We start from the raw sequence: 20,455 nt of genomic DNA, 5'->3' as shown, positions 1-20,455 counted from the left end.
GGTAACCGGCCGGGCGGGCGCAGGGCGTGTTTCGGACGTCCCGGCCGCCCGGGTCGCCGGGGCCGTGCGTCACCTCAGGAAGTCCGAGCACACGTAGGTACCCGCCGTCCCGGTGCGCGGTCGCACCGTGACGCGGATGTCGTCGGCGCGCGTCGTGCCGCTGCCGTCGGCCGCGGCCCGTGCGCGCGCGATGCTGCACACCAGTTGGCCCATCAGGTTCCGGTCGCCCGTGGACGAAGGGGAGAGTCCCAGATCGGGGACGCGCACGGTGACCTCGTCCCGGTCGACCGTGGCCCCGTATCCGGTTTCCGACGTCACCAAGGTGGTGAGCCCGGCGGCACGTTCCGCCGCTGACGGGCCGCCCATGAGGAGTTTGATGACGCCGTTCGGGTCGGTGACCTTGGCCGCCGGGATGTCGGGGCGGGCGACCGCCTCCAGGCGTCCGGTCTGGGAGACGAAGTACAGGCGCAGTCCCTTGGTCAGCCCGCCCGCGGCCTCGCCGCCGTCCAGGACGCCGGTGGGGCGTACCCCGCATCCGGCGAGCAGCAGGAGCGTCAGGCCCGCCAGTGCGGCCCCGGCGGATCTCGTGCGTCGGTGAGCGGTGTTCATCGGGTCCTCTCGCGGGTGGGCCGCCGGGGCAGGCGGAGGGTGAACACCGCGCCGCCGTCAGGTCTGTTGGCCGCGTCGATGGTGCCGCCGTGCAGGCGCGCGTTCTCCAGCGCGATCGCGGTGCCGAGGCCGCTTCCCTCCGAGCGGGTGCGCGCGGTGTCCGCCTTGTAGAAGCGGTCGAAGACATGGGCGAGGGACTCGGGCGGCAGTCCGGGGCCGCGGTCGGCGACCTCGATGGTGACCCGGTCCCCGGCCGGGTCGGTGTCCAGGGTGACCGTCACGGGTTCGGCGCCGTGGCGGAGCGCGTTGCCGACGAGGTTGGCGACGATCACGTCGACGCGGCGCCGGTCGACCAACGCCCAGGTGTCGTAGGTGAGTTGAACGTGTACGCGGTCGGTCCAGCCGCGCAGCGACAGCGTCGCGCGGACGGCTTCGGTGAGGTCGGTGTCGGTCAGGTCGAGCCGGGCCGCCCCGGAGTCGAAGCGCGACATCTCCATCAGGTCGTCCACGAGCCGGGTGAGCCGGGCGGTCTCCTCGCTGACCGTGCGGGCGGCGTGGGCCGCGTCCGGCGGCAGGGTCGCCGCGTCCTCGTCGAGGACGGTGGAGACCATCGTCATCGCGGCGAGCGGCGTCCGCAGTTCGTGCGAGACATCGGCGACGAAGCGCTTGCCCCGCGCGTCCTGCTCGCGCAGCTCGGCGACGGACGCCTCCAGGGCGCTCGCCGTTCTGTTCACATCCCGTGCCAGGTCGGCCAGTTCGTCCCGGCCCCGTACCCGCGCGCGGGACGTGAGGTCGCCTTCCGCGTGACGCCGGGTGGTCCGCTCCAGTTCGCGTACGGGGCGCAGCACGGTACCGGCGGCGAGGAGGGCGAGGAGGGCGGCGAGCAGCACCACGGGCACGATGCCGTCGCGCACCGCGTCGATCACCCCTGCCGTGTCCTCGAGTTCCGCCCGCAGCGAGGTGACGGCGAAGACATCGAGGCCGGACGGCGCCGCCCCGTCGAAGGTGACGGGGGTGCCCACGACCAGGAAGGGGCTGCCGTGCCAGTCGACCCGCTGGAAGCTCATGCGGTTGCGGGTGCGTACGGCCTCGCGCAGGGCGGGGGTGATCCGCGAGCGGTCGGCGGAGGCGTCGGAGGACGCCGTGAGGGAGCGGTACTGGGTGACGACGACGGCGCCGTCGCCGAGTCCGTCCGCGATGCCGGTGGCGAAGCGGGTGAGGGAGACCTCGTCGGCCGGGACGTCGAAGTCGGCGGCGGCCTGTTCGACCCGGTTCCTGAGTTCGGTCCGTACGGCGTCCTGCTTGCGCTGGAGCACGGCGGTGCGGGATTCGCGGTAGGCGAGCGTGGTCGCGGTGACCGCGCTGACGAGGGCGACCAGGACGAACGCGACGACGAGCCGGGTGCGCAGACCGGCGAGCCGTGCCGGACCGCGCAAACGCGGGCGGCGCGGACGGGGGCGGGGGCGGGGGCGGCGCATGCTCACACCGGTCCGAAGCGGTAGCCGAAGCCTCGTACCGTCTGTATGTAGCGCGGCCGCGCGGGGACGTCCTCGATCTTGGCCCTGAGGCGGCCGACCGCCGCGTCCACGAGCCGCGAGTCGCCGAGGAAGCCGTGCTCCCACACGGACCGGAGCAACTGCTCCCGGCTGAAGACGCGCCCCACGGAGGCCGAGAGTTCGAGCAGGAGGCGCAGTTCGGTGGGCGGCAGGGCGAGGGGCGCACCGCGCTTGGTGACCGTGAGTCCGGCCCGGTCGATGACCAGGCCCGCGTGGTCCTCGCCCCGCGCCGAGCGCACCGGTTCGGCCCGGCGCAGCGCCGCCCGGATCCTGGCTTCCAGGACCGGCGCGGTCACCGGCTTGACCACGTAGTCGTCGGCGCCCGCCTCCAGGCCGCGCACGATGTCGCCGTCGTCGCCGCGCGCGGTGAGCATGATCACGGGCAGCGTCGACCCGGCGGCGCGCAGCCGGCGGCAGACCTCGAAGCCGTCGATGCCCGGCAGCATCAGGTCGAGCACGGCGAGTTCGACGGCCGCGCCCGCCGGTCCGGCCAGCAGGGCGAGGGCGTCCTCACCCGTGGCGGCCGTGTCGACGTCGTAGCCGTGCCGGCGCAGTACCAGTTCCATGCCGTCGCGCACGGACACGTCGTCCTCGATCAGCAGTACATGGGCCATGAGGCCGATTATGCGCACGGATCCGCCCTGTTCAGCCGCGCGGAGGGCGGGCGGGACGGGTGACCGCGCGCATTGTTACCCGCTCATCATGTGGTCATGGACCGGCCACCATGTACGGGTCCGACGGTGAGCGCATGAGCATCCACAGCGCTTCCCCCGGCGCCGCGTCCCGTGGCACCGCGCGGCTCCGGCTGGCCGCCGCCGTCGCCGTTCCCCTGCTGGCCTTCTGCGTCGCGTGCGGCGGCGGGGACGACACGGCCGCGAACCGCGGCGACGAGGTCGCGTCCGTGCCCGGCGAGCCGACCGCGGACGGGTCGTCCGGCGCGGGCAAGGACTCCTCGAAGCCCGCCGCCGAGGGCAAGAGCGCCTTCTACGACGCGCAGATGGCGTACGTCCGCTGTATGCGGACCAAGGGCGGGGTGAAGGACTTTCCCGATCCCCGGCTGAGCGGCTATCTGGACTGGCCGAAGATCGACGAGGTCGTCGACCCGAACGGCAAGGGCGAGGAGTACAAGGGCGGCAAGGACGCCGTCTGCTTCCCGGAGATGTCCGCGGCCATGAAGCTGGAGCCCGAGCGCGACACGCAGAAGGACTACGAGTCGATGCTCGCGCACGCCAAGTGCATGCGGGAGAACGGTGTCTCCCGGTTCACCAACCCCACCATGTCCGGCGGCAACGTCATGCCGGGCGGCGACCCGAACCCCGCGAGCCCGTCCATCGACCTGAAGTCCCCCGCGTACAAGCAGGCCCGCGAGGCCTGCAAGGGCAAGCTGCTCGAGGGTCTGGACGGGATGCAGTAGATGAAGCGTCGTACGGGATTCCTCATCGGTGGTGCCGCGGTGACCGCCATGGCGTCGGTCGCGGGCGCCCTCGTGTACGGCGGTGGCGGCGCCGGTGCGAAGGACGGCGGCGGTGCCCTGCCGTCCGCCACCGCCACGATCATCCGCACCGACCTGGTGCAGTCGAAGACGGTCGACGGCAGGATCGACTTCGCGCGGCGCCGCGCGGTGAAGTCGGCGGTCGCGGGCACGGTGACGGTCCCGGCGCGGGAGGGCGCCACGGTCACCCGCGGTCAGGCCCTCTACGAGCTGGACGACAAGCCGGTCACGCTGCTGTACGGCCCGGTGCCCGCGTTCCGTGAGATGAAGGTCGGCGACCGCGGCAGTGACGTGCTGCAACTGGAGCGCAATCTCGTCGCGCTCGGCTACGGCCAGGGGCTCTATGTCGACCCGCGCTTCGACAAGGCGACGGAAGCCGCCGTCAAGCGGTGGCAGACGTCCCTCAACCGCACGCCGACCGGCAGGGTCGGCAAGGGAGATGTCGTCTTCCAGCCCGAACAGGTCGCCGTGGTCCGTGCGGACGCGGCGCTCGCCGACCAGGTGGGCCCGGACGCGGCCGTCCTCACGGTCGCCTCCACCGAGCCCGTCGTCCGCGCGCGGCTCGACCAGGCCGACGCCTCGCTCACCACGAAGGGCACGCGTGTCGTGGTGACCCTGCCGAGCGGTGCGACCAAGCCCGGCCGGGTCGCGGGAACGGTCCAGCCGGAGAGTTCGGAGGAGACCACGCCCCAGAACGACATCACGGTCGAGATCACCCTGGACGGCGGCGCCTCGGCGGTGTCCGGGGAGGACGCCAAGGCGACGGCGAGCGTGAAGTTCGTCAGCGAGAGCCGCAAAGGGGTCCTCGTGGTGCCGGTGGAGGCGGTCGTCGCGCTGCGCGGCGCGGACGGCGGCTACGGCCTGCAACTCGTGGAGGGCAGCACGTCCCGGATGGTGCGGGTCGAGACGGGGATGACGGCCGACGGCCGGATCGAGGTCAGCGGGCCGCGGCTCGAAGAGGGCCTCAAGGTCGGGACGGCCACCGAATGACACACCCGATCCCCGTACCCGGCCCGGCGATTGACGCGGCACCCGGCCCGGCGTCCGTCGTCGAGTTGCGGGACGTCGTCAAGTCGTACCCGGGCGGTGTGCACGCCCTGCGCGGCGTCAGCCTCACCGTCCGTGCCGGTGAACTCCTCGCGATCGTCGGCCCGTCGGGGTCCGGCAAGTCGACGATGCTCAACGTCATCGGCACGCTCGACGCCCCCACGGCGGGCTCGGTCCGGGTGGCCGGGTACGACGTGGACCGGCTGTCGGACGCGCAACTGTCCGCGCTGCGGGCGCGCCACATCGGCTTCGTGTTCCAGCACTTCCATCTGGCGGCGGGCCGCGACGCCGTCGACAACGTCGCGGACGGGCTCCTGTACGCGGGTGTCCCCCGCGGGGAGCGCCGGGTCCGGGCCCGCGCCGCCCTGGAGCGGGTCGGCCTCGGCCATCGGCTCGGCCATCGGCCCACCGAGCTGTCCGGCGGTGAGAAGCAGCGCGTCGCCATCGCCCGCGCGCTGGTCGGCGAGCCGGACCTGCTGCTCGCCGACGAACCGACCGGTGCCCTGGACATGGCGTCCGGCGAGGTCGTCATGGCGTTGCTGCACGAACTGAACGCGGCGGGCACCACGATCTGCGTGATCACCCATGACAACGAGATCGCGGACTCGCTGCCGCGCCGCGTGCGCTTCCGGGACGGCGAGATCGTCTCGGATTCCCTCGCGCAGGAGGCGAGTTCACGATGACGCTCCCGAACCGGCGGCCGGACCCCGCGGGCCCGCCGCCCCGGCTCAGGTCCTCCCGGCTGTCGCCCCGCGATGTCCTCGGCCTCGGTGCGGTCGGGCTGCGCGCCCGCCGCGCCCGTGTCGTCCTGTCCGCCCTCGGGATCGCGCTCGGGATCGCCACCATGGTCGCCGTGGTGGGCCTGTCCCAGTCCAGCAAGTCGGACCTGATGGCCCGGCTCGACCGCCTCGGCACGAACCTCCTCACCGTCGAGGCGGGCAAGGACGCGCAGGGTCAGGAGGTGAAGCTGCCGAAGTCGGCGGTGGCGATGGTCGAGCGCATCGGCCCCGTCCAGCACGCCACGGCGACCGCGAACGTGGACGCGCGGATCCGCCGCAGTGATGTGGTGCCCGAGGAACGGACGGCGGGCGTCACCGCGCAGGCGGCCCGTACGGATCTTCTGACGGCCCTCAACGCCCGGGTGGCCCAGGGGACTTGGCTGAACAGCGCCAACGAACACCTGCCCGTGACGGTCCTCGGCTCGATCGCCGCGCAGCGCCTGGGCGTCACCGAGCCGGGCGAGATGATCACGATCAACGACGAACATGTCGTCGTGGTCGGCATCCTCCGGCCCGTGGAGCTGGTCCCGACCCTGGACCGCGTGGCGCTGGTCGGCTTCCCCGCGGCCGAGACGTACTTCCGCTTCGACGGCCACCCCTCGATGATCTTCGAACGCTCGCCGGACGCCACGGTCGAGAGCGTACGCGCCGTCCTGGCCCGTACGGTCAGCCCCGGCGCCGAGGGCTCCGTCAAGGTCTCGCGCCCCTCGGACGCGCTCGCGGCGAAGGCGGCGACCGACAAGGGGCTGACCACCCTGATGCTCGGCCTGGGCGCGGTGGCGCTGCTGGTCGGCGGGGTCGGCGTGGCCAACACCATGGTCGTCTCGGTGCTGGAACGCCGCCAGGAGATCGGTCTGCGCCGGGCGATCGGCGCCACCAAGGGCGCGATCCGCCTTCAATTCCTCACGGAATCCCTGCTGTTGTCGGCCCTCGGTGGCGCTACGGGCGCCGTGCTCGGCGCGGCGGCCACGGCCGGATTCGCCTTCGCCCAGGGCTGGACCGCGGTGGTCCCGCCCTGGTCCCTGGCGGTCGGCTTCGCGGCGACCCTGGTCATCGGGGTGCTGGCGGGCCTCTACCCGGCGGTGCGGGCGTCGCGCCTGCACCCCACCGTCGCGCTGAACGCCACGTGACGCACCGTGCCCGGCGCGCACCGCACCGAGCGGCGGCGCGCGCCGGGCACGGACCGGCTCCGCCCTGACAACACCGCCCTTACAACACCGGCAGGTTCTTGCGCAGTTCGAACGCCGTGACCTCGCTGCGGTACTCCTCCCACTCCTGGCGCTTGTTGCGCAGGAAGAAGTCGAAGACGTGCTCGCCGAGCGTGCTCGCGATCAGGTCGCTGTGTTCCATCAGCGTGAGGGCCTCGCCCAGGTTCTGCGGCAGCGGGTCGATGCCCATCGCGCGGCGCTCGCGGTTGGTCAGGGCCCAGACGTCGTCCTCGGCGCCCGGCGGGAGTTCGTACCCCTCCTCGATGCCCTTCAGCCCGGCGGCGAGCAGGACCGCGTAGGTCAGATACGGGTTGGCGCCCGAGTCGATCGAGCGGACCTCGACCCGTGCCGAACCCGTCTTGCCCGGCTTGTACATGGGCACCCGGACCAGCGCCGAGCGGTTGTTGTGGCCCCAGCAGATGTACGACGGCGCCTCGCCGCCCGCGCCCGCGGTGCGCTCGGAGCCGCCCCAGATGCGCTTGTAGGAGTTCACCCACTGGTTGGTGACCGCCGAGGCCTCCGCCGCGTGCCGCAGCAGGCCGGCGATGAACGAGCGGCCGACCTTGGAGAGTTGGTACTCGGCGCCGGACTCGTAGAACGCGTTCCGGTCGCCCTCGAAGAGGGACAGGTGGGTGTGCATGCCGCTGCCCGGGTGCTCCGAGAACGGCTTGGGCATGAACGTGGCGTGGACGCCCTGCTCCAGCGCGACCTGCTTCATGACCAGGCGGAAGGTCATGATGTTGTCGGCCGTGGAGAGCGCGTCGGCGTAGCGCAGGTCGATCTCCTGCTGGCCGGGGGCGCCCTCGTGGTGGGAGAACTCGACGGAGATGCCCATCGACTCCAGCATCGTGATCGCCTGGCGGCGGAAGTCCTGGCCGACGCTCTGCGGGGTGTAGTCGAAGTAGCCGGAGTTGTCCGCCGGGGTGGGCGGGGTGCCGTCCAGGGGCTTGTTCTTCAGCAGGAAGAACTCGATCTCCGGGTGGGTGTAGAAGGTGAAGCCCAGGTCGGAGGCGCGGGCGAGGGCGCGCTTGAGGACGTATCTCGGGTCGGCGAAGGACGGGGAGCCGTCGGGCATGAGGATGTCGCAGAACATCCGGGCCGTACCCGGCGCCTCGGCGCGCCACGGCAGTATCTGGAAGGTCGAGGGGTCCGGCTTGGCGATCATGTCGGACTCGTAGACCCGGGCGAAGCCCTCGATGGCGGAGCCGTCGAAGCCGATGCCCTCGTCGAAGGCCTGCTCCAGCTCGGCGGGCGCCACGGCCACCGACTTCAGGAAGCCCAGCACGTCCGTGAACCACAGACGTACGAACCGGATGTCGCGCTCCTCCAACGTCCGGAGCACGAACTCCTGCTGCTTGTCCATCTTCCGCTTCCCCATCCTTGCTGGTCAGACCGCCTGTGTCCCCGTCGTCACGGGAGCCGGCCGGGCACCTGGGCATCACACCACACCAGCGTTTCACGCGCATTGCGGTGCCCTGTCGCCCATCTTGCCCCCTCTCGCCCGTGTCCGTAACGGTCCGTCGCGCCCCCGCAAGGGCCGGACGGCACTTTCCCCACGTGAGCGATCCCACCCGCTCATAAGTTGCATCTGAAATACCACTTTCCATACCGTCTGATGCAGACGATCGACCACAGACGATCGACTGAGTCTCCAGGAGTGACGATGCTGTCCGAGCAGTCCGCGGCGACCGTCCGCGCCACCCTTCCCGCCGTCGGCGCGGCCATCGGCGAGATCACCAAGTCGTTCTACGGCAAGATGTTCGACGCCCACCCCGAGCTGCTGCGCGATCTGTTCAACCGCGGCAACCAGGCCTCCGGCGCCCAGCAGCAGGCGCTCGCCGGTTCCATCGCCGCCTTCGCGACCCATCTGGTCGAGCACCCCGACGACCGCCCCGACGTGATGCTCAGCCGCATCGCCCACAAGCACGCCTCGCTGCACATCGTCCCCGAGCAGTACCCGATCGTGTACGAACACCTGTTCGCCGCCATCGCGGAGGCGCTCGGCGACGCGGTCACCCCCGAGGTCGCCGCCGCCTGGAGCGAGGTCTACTGGCTGATGGCCAACGCCCTCATCGCCATCGAGAAGCGGCTGTACGAGCAGAGCGGGCAGACGGAATGGCGTGAGTGGAAGGTCGTCGAGCGGATCGAGGAGACCCCCGACGTCGCCACCTTCAAGCTGAGCCCGGTCGACGACGCGCCGGTGCCCGACTACCGCGCGGGCCAGTACGTCTCGGTCGGCGTCCACCTCGCGGACGGTGCCCGGCAGATCCGCCAGTACAGCCTGACCGCGGCCCCCGGCTCGTCGGTACGGCAGTTTGCCGTCAAGCGGGTGCTCGGTGACGCCACGACCCCCGACGGCGAGGTCTCGAACCACCTGCACGCCCATGTGCGCGAGGGCGACGTCCTCCAGCTCTCCGCCCCGTACGGCGACCTGGTCCTGGACGCCACCGACGCGCCCCTGCTGCTCGCCTCCGCCGGTATCGGCGTGACCCCGATGATCGCGATGCTGGAGCAGCTCGCCGACTCCGATCACCGCGCCCCGGTCACCGTCGTCCACGCCGACCGCACCCCCGCCACGCACGCCCTGCGCGGCGACCACGAGGCCTTCGCCGCCAAGCTGCCGGACGCCGCCGTGCACTTCTGGTACGAGCAGGACGCCCCCGAGTCCGCGCACACCGGCCGCGTCGACCTGACCGCCGTGCCGGTGGCCTCGGGCACGCACGCCTACCTGTGCGGTCCGCTGCCCTTCATGCGCGCGGTACGCGCCCAGCTCATCGAGAAGGGCGTGGCGCCCGCCGACATCCACTACGAGGTCTTCGGGCCGGACCTCTGGCTCGCGTAACCCCTGAGCCCGATGAGACGAGCGACGTCCGCCGTGTCCTGTGACACGGCGGACGTCGCTCGTTCGGCAGGGGGTGTCGGTCAGGGCTGCCTGCGGGAGATCTCCAGCAGCAGGGGGCCGGTCGGCGCCGCGGCCACGTCCTCGATCGTCAGCGGGTCGAGGGAGACGAAGAACGCCTCCTGGGCCTGGCGCAGCGCACCGCGCAACCGGCATCCGGAGCTGAGCGGGCAGGGCGCGTTGCTGACGCCCTCGCAGTCGACCACGTCACCGCCGCCCTCGAAGGCGCGGACGAGCCCGCCTATCGACGCCGTACGGCCCGCCTCGGTGAGCGCCAGCCCACCGCCGCGGCCGCGCCGGGCCTCCAGCAGCCCCCGGTGCCGCAGATCGGCGACCACCTTCGCGGCATGCGTGTACGGCACGTCCATGTGCGCCGCGACCTCACGGGTCGTGGGGGTCGAGCCGTCGGCGACGGCGAGCCGCATCAGGACGCGCAGCGCGATGTCGGTGGAACGCAGCAGGCGCATGCGTTCAGCCTAATGGCCCGCATCAAATAATGGACATCTGTGGTTCAAGTTATCGACAGGTAAGCCGCTTCTTCGGCCATTACGTGTCTCCCACTCCCCCGGCTCTCCCCTTCCCACTACCATCGGCGGGCCCGTCCGTCCCTCCCTTCCCCCAAGGACTCGCCATGGACAGCGCCCCCCAGCCCGGGACCGGCCCCGCCGAGCGCGCCCGCAAGCACCGCAACCGGACCCTGACGATCGGGGCCACCATGGCCGTCGTCGCCGGTCTCGCCGTCGGCGGTGTCGTCCTGGTCGACGCGCAGTCCGGGGGCAAGGCCGCCGCCGCGAGCGATGCCGAGCCGGGCGGTTCACGAGCGGCCGCCCCGCAGCCGGCCGGTTCGATGGCGGGCGACCCGGCGGCGAGCGGCACGAAGACCTCGGGCCACTTCGTCACGGGCGCCGACGGCGTGCAGACCTGGAAGGGCACGCTCGGCCGCAACCACACCACGCACCCGGTGACGTACCCCATGGAGCCCCCGGTCGGCGGCGACCACCACCCGGTCTGGCAGAACTGCAACGGCGACGTCTATCCGAAGCCGGTGGCGAACGTGCACGCCGTGCACGCGCTGGAGCACGGCGCGGTCTGGGTCACGTACACGAGCAAGGCGTCCAAGGCGGACGTCGACGCGCTCGCGGCCAAGGTCAGGAAGACCCCGTACACCCTGATGAGCCCGGTCGAGGACCAGAAGGACCCGCTCATGCTCACCGCCTGGGCCCATCAGCGCACGGTCGCGAGCGCGGCCGACCCGGCCGTCGACGCGTTCCTCGGCCGGTTCGTCCAGGGCCCCCAGACGCCCGAGCCGGGCGCCACGTGCAGCGGCGGGGTGACCCGGTGAGGCATCTCGGCTGGATCGCCGGGGCCGCGACGGCGGTGCTGGTCGCGGCCGGGGCGGTCACCTACGCGATCGCCGAGGACGGCGGCGGCTCCACCTCCGGCTCCCGCTCCACGAGCGCCGGTCAGGCCCCCGCCGCCGACTCCGCGGACGCGGGCTTCGCGCGGGACATGGCCGTCCATCATCAGCAGGCCGTCGAGATGTCGTTCCTCGTCCGCGACCGCACGCGCGACGAGGACGTGCGCAGGCTCGCGTACGACATCGCGCAGACGCAGGCCAACCAGCGCGGCATGCTGCTGGGTTGGCTCGATCTGTGGGGGCTGCCCAAGGTGTCCCCCGACCCGCCGATGACCTGGATGGGCATGGGCGGCATGGCGTCCGGCAAGGACGGCGCGCTGATGCCGGGCATGGCCACCAACACCGAGCTGAGGAAGCTGGGTTCACTGAGCGGCAAGCAGGCCGAGATCCTCTACCTCCGGCTCATGACCGACCACCACCGGGGCGGCGTCCACATGGCCGAGGGCTGCGCGACCAGGTGCACGGTCGGCGTGGAGAAGCGGCTCGCCCAGGGCATGGTCGACTCCCAGCGCTCGGAGATCGAGCTGATGACGACCATGCTCAAGGAACGGGGAGCGACGCCGCGCGATCGGCGTTAGCCGACGCCCAGGCTCCACACGGGTCCGAGAGGGAGCCGTCGAAACTACCCCAAACACCCGCCACCGACAGTCACTTGAGCCTTCCTTGGCCTTTCCATGCCCCTGACATGAACCGTTCATCGCCAGAGTGGCCCCACCGCGTGATCTCTTCACCGCGCCCTCGTCGCGCGGCGCTCTCCGCGGATCAGCGACGGACCACGACATGCGACGAACCGCATCGCAGGGGGTTTCATGAGATCCAATCGTGCCAAGGCGCGCGCCGGAGTGAGCCTGGCGGCCACGCTGCCGCTGCTCGCCGGTGCTCTGGCGCTCGGCATACCCGCGGCCCACGCCGCGGACAACCCCGGCCGGGCCACGCTCGCGGGCACCAAGCCCACGTGGGCGACGGCCACGGCGGACCGGGGCGCCACGAGCGACGCCACCAAGGTCACCGCCCGGGTCTATCTCGCCGGTCGCGACGCGGCGGGTCTGACCGCCTACGCGACGGCCGTGTCCGACCCGAAGTCGCCGCAGTACGGCAAGTACTTGAGCGCCAAGGAGGCGCAGCGGCGCTTCGGCGCCGCCAAGGCGCAGGTCACCGCGGTCACCGACTGGCTGACGGCGTCCGGTCTGAAGGTCACCGGCACCACGGCGCACTACCTCACCGTCACCGGTGACGCGAGCGCCGTGCAGAAGGCGTTCGCCGCCAGGCTGCACAACTACACCAAGGGCAACCGGACTTACCGCGCCCCGGAGAAGGCGGCGTCCGTCCCGGCCGCGCTCCACGACGCGGTCCTCACCGTCTCCGGTCTGGACAACGCCCCGCACAAGGCGAGCCACAAGGACACGCTGCCGCCGCCGGACGCCGTGTTCCGCAACTCCGGCCCGTTCTCCTCGTACTACGGCTCGAACACGGCCACCACGCTGCCCAAGGCGTACGGTCAGCACGTCCCGTACGCGGTCAAGGGCTACACCGGCAAGCAGCTCCGTGCCGCGTACGGCGCGCGCTCGGCGACCGGCAAGGGCGTGACCGTCGCGATCACCGACGCGTACGCCTCCCCGACCATCGCCCGGGACGCGGCGGCCTACGCCAAGAAGAACGGCGACGCGCCGTACAAGAAGGGGCAGTTGACCCAGGTCCTGCCGGACGACTACACGAAGACCGAGGAGTGCGGCGCGGCCGGCTGGTACGGCGAGGAGACCCTCGACGTCGAGGCCGTGCACGCGGTCGCCCCCCAGGCGAACATCGTGTACGTCGGCGGCGCGTCCTGCTACGACAACGACCTGCTCGACTCGCTGAGCAAGGTCGTCGACAGCCACCTGGCGGACATCGTCTCCAACTCCTGGGGCGACCTGGAGTCCAACCAGACCCCGGACCTGGCCGCGGCCTACGACCAGATCTTCCAGCTCGGCGCGGTGCAGGGCATCGGCTTCTACTTCTCCTCCGGTGACGACGGTGACGAGGTCGCCAACACCGGGACGAAGCAGGTCGACATGCCGGCCAACTCGGCCTGGGTGACGGCGGTCGGCGGCACCTCGCTGGCGGTCGGCAAGGGCGACAAGTACCAGTTCGAGACCGGCTGGGGCACCACGCGGGCCGCGCTGTCCGACGACGGCAGGAGCTGGACGGACTTCCCCGGCGCGTTCAACTCGGGCGCGGGCGGCGGCACCAGCCGGACCGTACCGCAGCCCGCGTACCAGAAGGGCGTCGTCCCGAACTCGCTCGCCAAGGCGAACCGTCCGGCCGGTAACCGCGTCGTCCCGGACATCGCGGCGATCGCCGACCCGAACACCGGGTTCCTGGTCGGCCAGACGCAGACCTTCCCCGACGGGTCGCAGAAGTACTCCGAGTACCGCATCGGCGGCACCTCGCTCGCCGCTCCGGTGATCGCGGCCATCCAGGCGCTCGCCCAGCAGGAGCGCGGCAAGCCGATCGGCTTCGCCAACCCGGCGCTGTACCAGCGCTACGGCTCGAAGGTCTACCACGACGTGGTGGACAAGCCGAACGGCAAGGAGTACGCGGTCGCCCGCGTCGACTTCGCCAACACCTACGACGCCTCCGAGGGGCTGCTCACCTCGGTGCGCGGCCTCGGCAAGGACAGCTCCCTGAAGGCCGTCCGCGGCTACGACGACGTCACCGGGGTGGGCTCGCCCGCTCCCGGCTACGTCGAGTCGTGGCGCCGTCACTGAGCACCGGCCGACCGGTACCGCTCGCGCCCGTCCCCCGTCATCGGGGGGCGGGCGCCCGCGTCTTCGGGGCAGCGTCCGCGGGATGTCCCACGTGGGGCGCCCCACACCCCATTGTGTCGCTCTGACGATTACTGGCGTCTAGACTGGTCGGGTGCCTCAACTACGTCTCGCCCTGAATCAGATCGACTCGACCGTCGGTGATCTTGCCGCCAACGCCGAGGCGATCGTCCGCTGGACCCGGCACTCCGCCGAGCGCGGAGCGCATCTGGCGGCGTTCCCCGAGATGGCGCTGACCGGATACCCCGTCGAGGACCTGGCCCTGCGGTCCTCCTTCGTCGAGGCCTCGCGGACGGCCCTGCGGGACCTCGCCGCGCGGCTCGCCGACGAGGGGCTCGGGGAGCTGCCGGTGATCGTCGGCTATCTCGACCGCAGCGAGAGCGCCCAGCCCAAGTACGGCCAGCCCGCAGGTGTTCCGCAGAACGCCGCGGCGGTGCTGCACCGCGGGCGGGTCGCGCTCACCTTCGCCAAGCACCACCTGCCCAACTACGGCGTCTTCGACGAGTACCGCTACTTCGTGCCCGGTGACACGATGCCGGTCGTGCGGCTGCACGGCGTCGACATCGCGCTCGCCATCTGCGAGGACCTGTGGCAGGAGGGCGGCCGGGTCCCCGCCGCGCGCAGCGCGCGGGCCGGGCTGCTGCTCTCGATCAACGCCTCCCCCTATGAGCGGGACAAGGACGACACGCGTCTGGACCTGGTCCGCAAGCGGGCGCAGGAGGCCGGCTGCACCACCGCCTACCTCGCCATGATCGGCGGGCAGGACGAGCTGGTCTTCGACGGGGACTCGATCGTCGTCGCACCGGACGGCGAAGTGATCGCGCGGGCGCCGCAGTTCGCCGAGGAGTGCGTGATCCTGGACCTCGATCTGCCGGCGGCACAGGACGCCCCCGCGAGCGTGGTGGACGACGGTCTGCGCATCGACCGGCTGGTGCTGTCCGAGGACCCGCTGCCCGCGTACGAGCCGGAGCGGACGGGCGGGCAGGCCGAGCGTCTCGAGGACGACGCGGAGGTCTACTCGGCGCTGGTCGTGGGCCTGCGCGCGTATGTGACGAAGAACGGCTTCCGGTCCGTCCTGATCGGCCTGTCCGGCGGCATCGACTCGGCGCTGGTCGCGGCGATCGCGTGCGACGCGGTGGGCGCGGAGAACGTGTACGGCATCTCGATGCCGTCGAAGTACTCCTCAGAGCACTCCAAGGACGACGCGGCGGAACTGGCCCGGCGTACCGGCCTGAACTTCCGTACCGTCCCCATCGAGCCGATGTTCGCCGCGTACATGGACTCCCTCGGCCTGACCGGGCTGGCGGAGGAGAACCTCCAGTCCCGGCTGCGCGGCACGCTGCTGATGGCGGTCTCCAACCAGGAGGGCCACATCGTGCTGGCGCCCGGCAACAAGTCGGAGCTGGCGGTGGGGTATTCGACGCTCTACGGCGACTCGGTGGGCGCGTACGGGCCGATCAAGGACGTGTACAAGACGTCGATCTTCCAGCTCGCCCAGTGGCGCAACCGCGTCGCCGAGGAGCGCGGCGAGACCCCGCCGATCCCCGAGAACTCGATCACGAAGCCGCCGAGCGCGGAGCTGCGGCCGGGCCAGGTCGACACGGACTCGCTGCCCGACTACCCGGTCCTGGACGCGATCCTGGACCTGTACGTGGACCAGGACAAGGGCGCGGACACGATCACGGCGGCGGGCTTCGACCGCGACCTGGTGGTGAAGACGCTCCGCATGGTCGACACCGCGGAGTACAAGCGCCGCCAGTACCCGCCGGGCACGAAGATCTCGGCGAAGGGCTTCGGCAAGGACCGCCGTCTGCCGATCACGAACAGGTGGCGCGAGCACGCGTGACACGGCGAACAGCCCGCCGACGGGGGAAGATCGGCGGGCTGTCGCGGGCCCCGTACGGGGCCGGGGGAACCGCCGGGCGGCAGCCGCCCGGCGGTGGACCGCTCAGTGGACCGAGTGCTCCTCGAGCGGGAACGTTCCGCCCACGACCTCCTCGGCGAACGCCTTCGCCGCGTCACCCATGACCTGACGCAGATCCGCGTACTTCTTCACGAACTTCGGCACCCGGCCGCCGGTCAGCCCCAGCATGTCGGTGCCCACCAGGACCTGCGCGTCCGTCTCCGGGCCCGCGCCGATGCCGACCGTCGGGATCTGCAGGACGCGCGTCACCTCGGCGGCCAGCTCGGCCGGGACCAGTTCGAGGACGACCGCGAACGCGCCCGCGTCCTGCACGGACTTCGCGTCCCGCAGGAGCTGCGCCGCGGCCTCCTCGCCGCGCCCCTGCACCCGGTAGCCCATGGCGTTGACCGACTGCGGGGTCAGCCCGATGTGCGCCATGACCGGGATGCCGGACTCCACCAGCAGCTCGATCTGGCGGTGCGAACGCTCGCCGCCCTCCAGCTTCACGGCGCCGACCCCGGCCTCCTTGACCAGGCGGGTGGCCGAGCGCAGCGCCTGCACCGGGCCCTCCTGGTACGAGCCGAAGGGCAGGTCGGCGACGATCAGGGCGCGCTGGGTGCCCCGGACGACCGCGGCGGACATCATCGCCATCTCGTCGAGGGTGACGGGCACGGTGGTCTCGTAGCCGAGGTGGCAGTTGCCCGCCGAGTCGCCGACGAGCATGACCGGGATCCCGGCCTCGTCGAACACGGACGCGGTCATCGCGTCGTAGGCCGTGAGCATCGGCCACTTCTCGCCGCGCTCCTTGGCGGTGGTGATGTCGCGTACGGTGATGCGGCGGGTGCTCTTTCCTCCGTACAGCGCCTTGCTGCTGTCGGACGGCTTGAGCGCGCCCTGGGCGGGCTGCATCTGGGCAGCCGGAAGCTGCGTCATCGCAACGGCTCCTTCTGTCATCTCGAGGCACCCTGACGGTGTCCCCGGATCACCTCCATGGTGGCACCTCGTGCCAGGCGGGGCCAGGGCGGGGGACGAGAGCGTCGGCGAGAACAAGGTCCCGTACAAGTGTTCGCAAGATCTCGGTAAAGGATTTACGATACGAGACGGTTCCGTATCGTAATGCCCCTACGCTCAAGCGCATGACTTCTCCTGCTGCCCCTGTCGAACGCCGGGTCCCCGAGGCGATACACCGGCGACGGTGGGCCATCCTCGGTGTGCTGATGCTCAGCCTGCTGATCGTGGTGCTCGACAACTCCATCCTGAACGTCGCCATCAAGACCATCTCCACTCCGGCACCGACCGGACTCGGCGCCACCCAGAGCGAGTTGGAGTGGGCCATCAACTCCTACACGCTCGTCTTCGCCGGACTGCTGTTCACTGCGGGCCTGCTCGGTGACCGCCTGGGCCGCAAGAAGATGCTGCTGGCCGGTCTCCTCGTCTTCGGCGTGGGCTCGGCGCTCGCGGCCGAGTCCGGCTCACCGGCCCAACTCATCGCGTTCCGCGCGGTGATGGGCCTCGGCGCCGCCTTCGTGATGCCCGCCACGCTCGCCATCCTGATGAACGTCTTCGAGCGTGAGGAGCAGCCCAAGGCCATCGGCATCTGGGCCGGCAGCGTCGGCCTCGCCATCGCCATCGGCCCGATCACCGGCGGTGTGCTCCTCGACCACTTCTGGTGGGGCTCCGTCTTCCTGATCAACGTGCCCATCGTGGTCATCGCGCTGGGCCTGATGCTCTGGCTGGTCCCCGACTCCCGCGACCCCAATCCGGGCCACATCGACCCCGTCGGCGTCGTCCTGTCGGTCGTCGGCCTGGTGCTGCTGGTCTACGGCATCATCAAGGGCGGGCAGCTCGCCGACTTCACCGACGCCGCGGTGCTCGCCACCATCGCCGCCGGTCTCGCCGTGCTCGTGGGCTTCGTGATCTACGAGAAGCGCAGCGACCACCCGTCCATCGACGTCACGTACTTCAAGAACAAGGTCTTCTCCGCCGCCATCACCGCGATCGCGCTGGTCTTCTTCGCGCTGATGGGCGTGACCTTCTTCTCCGTCTTCTACACCCAGAGCGTGCGCGGCTACTCGCCGCTGCAGACCGGTCTGCTGATGCTGCCGCTGGCCGCCGCGCAGATGATCTTCGCGCCGCGCGCCCGGCTGCTGGTCGACCGGTTCGGCAACAAGGCCACGACCACCGCGGGCATGATCCTCGTCGCCGCGATGCTCGCCGCGTTCGCCACGCTGGAGGCGGACACGCCGATCTGGATCCTCGAGGTCATGTTCTTCCTCATGGGCACCGGCATGGCCCACATCATGACCCCGACCAGCGTCGTCATCATGCAGGCGCTGCCCCGCGAGAAGGCGGGCTCCGCGTCGGCGCTCAGCAACACCTTCCGCCAGGTCGGCGGCGCGCTCGGCATCGCGGTCCTCGGCTCGGTGCTGTCGACGGCGTACCGCAACGGCATCCAGGACAAGCTCGCCCCGCTCCCGGCGGACGTGCGCCACACCGCGGGCGAGTCGATCGAGGCGACGCTCGGGGTGGCCGCGAAGCTCGGCCCGAACGGCAAGGCCCTGGTCGGCCCGGCCAACGACGCGTTCCTGCACGCCATGCACACCACGGCCCTGTGGGGCACGGGCGTCGCGCTGCTCGGCACGCTCGTGGTGGCCCTGTACCTGCCCGGCAAGCAGCAGCCCGCGCGCCGTACGGAGCAGGGTGAGACGGAGGAGACGGAGCTGGTGAGCGCGGAGAAGTGAGGCAGGCTTCGGCCGGGCACCCGGGGGCGGGGTGTCCGGCACGGCACAGGGGGGCAAGAATCATCCCAGTGCAGCATGGACGGAGTCGAAACGTGAGCCTTGCCGACAGCGGCCCCCGGCAGGACTGCCCCGTACGCGGACGCCCCCGCAGCGAGGCCGTCGAACGGGCCATCATCGACGGCGTGATGAAGCTCATCGAGGACGGGGTACCCCTCGCGGACCTGTCCATCGAGCGCATCGCCCGCACCGCCGGTGTCGGCAAGGCCACCATCTACCGCCGCTGGAGCAACAAGGACGACCTCTTCATCGACGCGGTGCGCTCCGCCGAGCCCGAGGACCCGGAGCTGCCCGGCACCTCGATGCGCGACGACCTCGTCGTCCTCCTGGAGGTCCTGCGGCAGCGCGGCCTCGCCAGCCGTACCTCGGCGCTCCTGCACAACGCGCACGTCCAGATGAAGAGCAACCCCAAGATCTGGGCCGCGTACCAGGCGTGCGTCGTCGCCCCCCGGCGCCGGCTCGGGATCGAGGTGCTGCGCCGCGGGCAGAAGAACGGCGAACTGCGCGAGGACGTGGACGTGGAGCTGATGAACGACATCATCGTCGGCCCCATGCTCGTACGCTCCGTGCTGCGCCCCGACTCCGAGCTGGAGGAGGGCCTCGCCGAGCAGATCGTCGACACGGTCCTGGACGGCCTACGCCCCGTCAGCTCCTAGCGTCCCGGCGGCTCCTGGCCCCCCGGTGAGCCTTCGTGTCCCAACAGGCCGTTGTACGCGTTTCGTCACAATGGTTCCGGCTCGGGCGGTGTGCGGAACTCCGTGCACCGCCTTCTTCGTCATCGTGCCCGTACGGCCGTCATGGACGGCAGGATGGGACGTGATCATCCCCTAGGGTCTACCGGTGGGGACGACGGTGTGCACGGCAGGCTGTGAGGCGACGGAATGGCGCAGGCGTACATGACGGAGACGGGCAGCGGCGGACAGGGACCGGACCGCCGGGGGTCCTGGCTCCGGCGCCTGACCGACACCCTGCGCGGCGACCGCGGTATCTGGCGTCGCGGCGTCGTCCTGGCCGCCGTCGCGGTGATCCTCGCGCTGGTGATGCTGCTGCACGCCCGTATCCCCAACCGGGTCGGCAACCTCGGCAGCCTCAACGAGACGTTCCTGCCCTGGATCGGGGTGCTCGTCCCGCTGCTGCTGATCCTCGCGCTGGTGCGGAGGTCGGCCACCGCGCTGATCGCCGTCCTGCTGCCCGCGGTCATCTGGCTGAACCTCTTCGGCGGGCTGGTCGGCGACAAGACCGCCACGGGCGGCGAGTTGACGGTCGCCACGCACAACGTCAACGCCGAGAACCCCGACCCCTCCGACACCGCCCGCGACGTGGCCGCCTCCGGCGCGCAGGTGCTGGCCCTGGAGGAGCTGACGCCGTCCGCGGTGCCGGTGTACGAGAAGGCGCTCGCGTCGACGTACCGCTACCACGCGGTCGTCGGCACGGTCGGGCTGTGGAGCACGTACCCGATGACCGGGGTCAAGGCCGTCGACATCAAGCTGGGCTGGAAGCGGGCGATGCGGGCCACCGTGGCCACGCCGAAGGGAGAGGTCGCCGTCTACGTCGCCCATATGCCCTCGGTACGGGTGAAGCTGGCGGCCGGGTTCACCGCGCGGCAGCGGGACACCAGCGCGGCCGCGCTCGGTGAGTCCATCGCCGACGAGCGGCTCGACAAGGTGATCCTGCTCGGCGACCTCAACGGCACCATGAACGACCGCTCGCTCAGGGGCGTCACCGCGCAGATGCGCTCCACGCAGGGCGCGGCGGGCAGCGGCTTCGGGTTCACCTGGCCCGCGGCGTTCCCGATGGCGCGGATCGACCAGATCATGGTCCGGGGCATCGAACCGGTCAGCTCATGGACCCTGCCGCGGACCGGGAGCGACCATCTGCCGGTCGCGGCGCGGGTGAAGGTCGACACCACGGCGTCCTGACCGCTTCACCCCCGAGGGGTCGTT

Annotated in this window: 18 protein-coding genes; 12 read left to right on the top strand and 6 right to left on the bottom strand. The window is 71.3% G+C overall.

The features are described from left to right. Window positions 1-69: 69 nt before the first annotated feature. The 3 genes from ACZ60T_RS15275 to ACZ60T_RS15265 are packed head-to-tail and all read right to left on the bottom strand — an operon-like array spanning window position 70 to window position 2,779. Complete coding sequence (locus ACZ60T_RS15275) at window positions 70-609, bottom strand: GerMN domain-containing protein (protein ID WP_469666316.1); 540 nt, start codon at window positions 607-609, stop codon at window positions 70-72. Next, the gene (locus ACZ60T_RS15270; RefSeq protein ID WP_469666315.1) at window positions 606-2,045 is read right to left on the bottom strand and encodes an ATP-binding protein; all 1,440 of its coding nucleotides are present in this window, start codon (window positions 2,043-2,045) and stop codon (window positions 606-608) included. The genes ACZ60T_RS15275 and ACZ60T_RS15270 overlap by 4 nt, the downstream gene beginning before the upstream one ends. Before the next feature lie 44 nt (window positions 2,046-2,089). Next, a complete protein-coding gene (locus ACZ60T_RS15265; RefSeq protein ID WP_365619935.1) occupies window positions 2,090-2,779 on the bottom strand; it encodes a response regulator transcription factor in 690 nt (229 codons plus the stop codon). 134 nt (window positions 2,780-2,913) lie between these two features. On the opposite strand from ACZ60T_RS15265, the gene ACZ60T_RS15260 reads away from it, so the two are divergent. From ACZ60T_RS15260 to ACZ60T_RS15245, 4 genes are read left to right on the top strand one after another with little or no spacing between them, the layout of a single operon-like run. Then, complete coding sequence (locus tag ACZ60T_RS15260; RefSeq protein ID WP_469666314.1) at window positions 2,914-3,579, top strand: hypothetical protein; 666 nt, start codon at window positions 2,914-2,916, stop codon at window positions 3,577-3,579. Further along, on the top strand, window positions 3,580-4,647 hold the full coding sequence (locus ACZ60T_RS15255; RefSeq protein WP_469666313.1) for a peptidoglycan-binding protein: 1,068 nt from the start codon (window positions 3,580-3,582) through the stop codon (window positions 4,645-4,647). Then, window positions 4,644-5,387 (top strand): ABC transporter ATP-binding protein, encoded by a 744-nt coding sequence (locus ACZ60T_RS15250; protein WP_469666312.1) that lies wholly within the window; start codon window positions 4,644-4,646, stop codon window positions 5,385-5,387. The genes ACZ60T_RS15255 and ACZ60T_RS15250 overlap by 4 nt, the downstream gene beginning before the upstream one ends. Beyond that, window positions 5,384-6,613, top strand: coding sequence for an ABC transporter permease (locus ACZ60T_RS15245; RefSeq protein WP_469666311.1), 1,230 nt, complete (start codon window positions 5,384-5,386; stop codon window positions 6,611-6,613). The genes ACZ60T_RS15250 and ACZ60T_RS15245 overlap by 4 nt, the downstream gene beginning before the upstream one ends. 79 nt (window positions 6,614-6,692) lie before the next feature. On the opposite strand, the gene ACZ60T_RS15240 is transcribed toward ACZ60T_RS15245, so the two are convergent. Next, on the bottom strand, window positions 6,693-8,054 hold the full coding sequence (locus ACZ60T_RS15240; protein WP_365619920.1) for a glutamine synthetase family protein: 1,362 nt from the start codon (window positions 8,052-8,054) through the stop codon (window positions 6,693-6,695). Window positions 8,055-8,354: 300 nt separating this feature from the next. Here ACZ60T_RS15240 and ACZ60T_RS15235 point away from each other — a divergent pair, with 300 nt between their 5' ends. After that, window positions 8,355-9,533 carry a globin domain-containing protein gene (locus tag ACZ60T_RS15235; protein WP_365619917.1) on the top strand — a complete coding sequence of 393 codons (1,179 nt, stop codon included), beginning with the start codon at window positions 8,355-8,357 and terminating at the stop codon, window positions 9,531-9,533. 80 nt (window positions 9,534-9,613) lie between these two features. Here the strand turns inward: ACZ60T_RS15235 and ACZ60T_RS15230 are convergent, their stop codons facing one another. Then, on the bottom strand, window positions 9,614-10,057 hold the full coding sequence (locus ACZ60T_RS15230) for an RrF2 family transcriptional regulator (protein ID WP_365619914.1): 444 nt from the start codon (window positions 10,055-10,057) through the stop codon (window positions 9,614-9,616). A 164-nt stretch (window positions 10,058-10,221) separates the two neighbouring features. On the opposite strand from ACZ60T_RS15230, the gene ACZ60T_RS15225 reads away from it, so the two are divergent. The 4 genes from ACZ60T_RS15225 (at window position 10,222) to ACZ60T_RS15210 (ending at window position 15,657) form a co-directional block, all read left to right on the top strand. After that, complete coding sequence (locus tag ACZ60T_RS15225; protein ID WP_469666310.1) at window positions 10,222-10,932, top strand: DUF3105 domain-containing protein; 711 nt, start codon at window positions 10,222-10,224, stop codon at window positions 10,930-10,932. Beyond that, complete coding sequence (locus ACZ60T_RS15220; RefSeq protein ID WP_365619908.1) at window positions 10,929-11,585, top strand: DUF305 domain-containing protein; 657 nt, start codon at window positions 10,929-10,931, stop codon at window positions 11,583-11,585. The genes ACZ60T_RS15225 and ACZ60T_RS15220 overlap by 4 nt, the downstream gene beginning before the upstream one ends. A 231-nt stretch (window positions 11,586-11,816) precedes the next feature. Further along, a complete protein-coding gene (locus tag ACZ60T_RS15215; RefSeq protein WP_469666309.1) occupies window positions 11,817-13,754 on the top strand; it encodes a S53 family peptidase in 1,938 nt (645 codons plus the stop codon). Between the two features lie 151 nt (window positions 13,755-13,905). Beyond that, entirely contained in the window at window positions 13,906-15,657 is a 1,752-nt protein-coding gene (locus ACZ60T_RS15210; protein WP_469666308.1) for an NAD+ synthase, read from the top strand. A gap of 102 nt (window positions 15,658-15,759) precedes the next feature. Here ACZ60T_RS15210 and panB read toward each other — a convergent pair whose 3' ends face one another. Further along, on the bottom strand, window positions 15,760-16,647 hold the full coding sequence (gene panB, locus ACZ60T_RS15205; protein ID WP_365619900.1) for a 3-methyl-2-oxobutanoate hydroxymethyltransferase: 888 nt from the start codon (window positions 16,645-16,647) through the stop codon (window positions 15,760-15,762). Between the two features lie 203 nt (window positions 16,648-16,850). Between panB and ACZ60T_RS15200 the strand changes: the two genes are divergently transcribed. The 3 genes from ACZ60T_RS15200 (at window position 16,851) to ACZ60T_RS15190 (ending at window position 20,431) form a co-directional block, all read left to right on the top strand. Beyond that, the gene (locus tag ACZ60T_RS15200; protein ID WP_469666307.1) at window positions 16,851-18,455 is read left to right on the top strand and encodes an MFS transporter; all 1,605 of its coding nucleotides are present in this window, start codon (window positions 16,851-16,853) and stop codon (window positions 18,453-18,455) included. Window positions 18,456-18,547: 92 nt separating this feature from the next. After that, window positions 18,548-19,168, top strand: coding sequence for a TetR/AcrR family transcriptional regulator (locus ACZ60T_RS15195; RefSeq protein WP_469666306.1), 621 nt, complete (start codon window positions 18,548-18,550; stop codon window positions 19,166-19,168). 225 nt (window positions 19,169-19,393) lie between these two features. Next, on the top strand, window positions 19,394-20,431 hold the full coding sequence (locus tag ACZ60T_RS15190) for an endonuclease/exonuclease/phosphatase family protein (RefSeq protein ID WP_469666305.1): 1,038 nt from the start codon (window positions 19,394-19,396) through the stop codon (window positions 20,429-20,431). The last annotated feature ends 24 nt before the right edge of the window (window positions 20,432-20,455 follow it).

It is taken from the genome of Streptomyces sp. NPDC104371 (assembly GCF_055583785.1).
The sequence above is the reverse complement of the archived record's forward strand: the minus strand, read 5'-3'. Positions and strand labels throughout refer to the sequence as shown.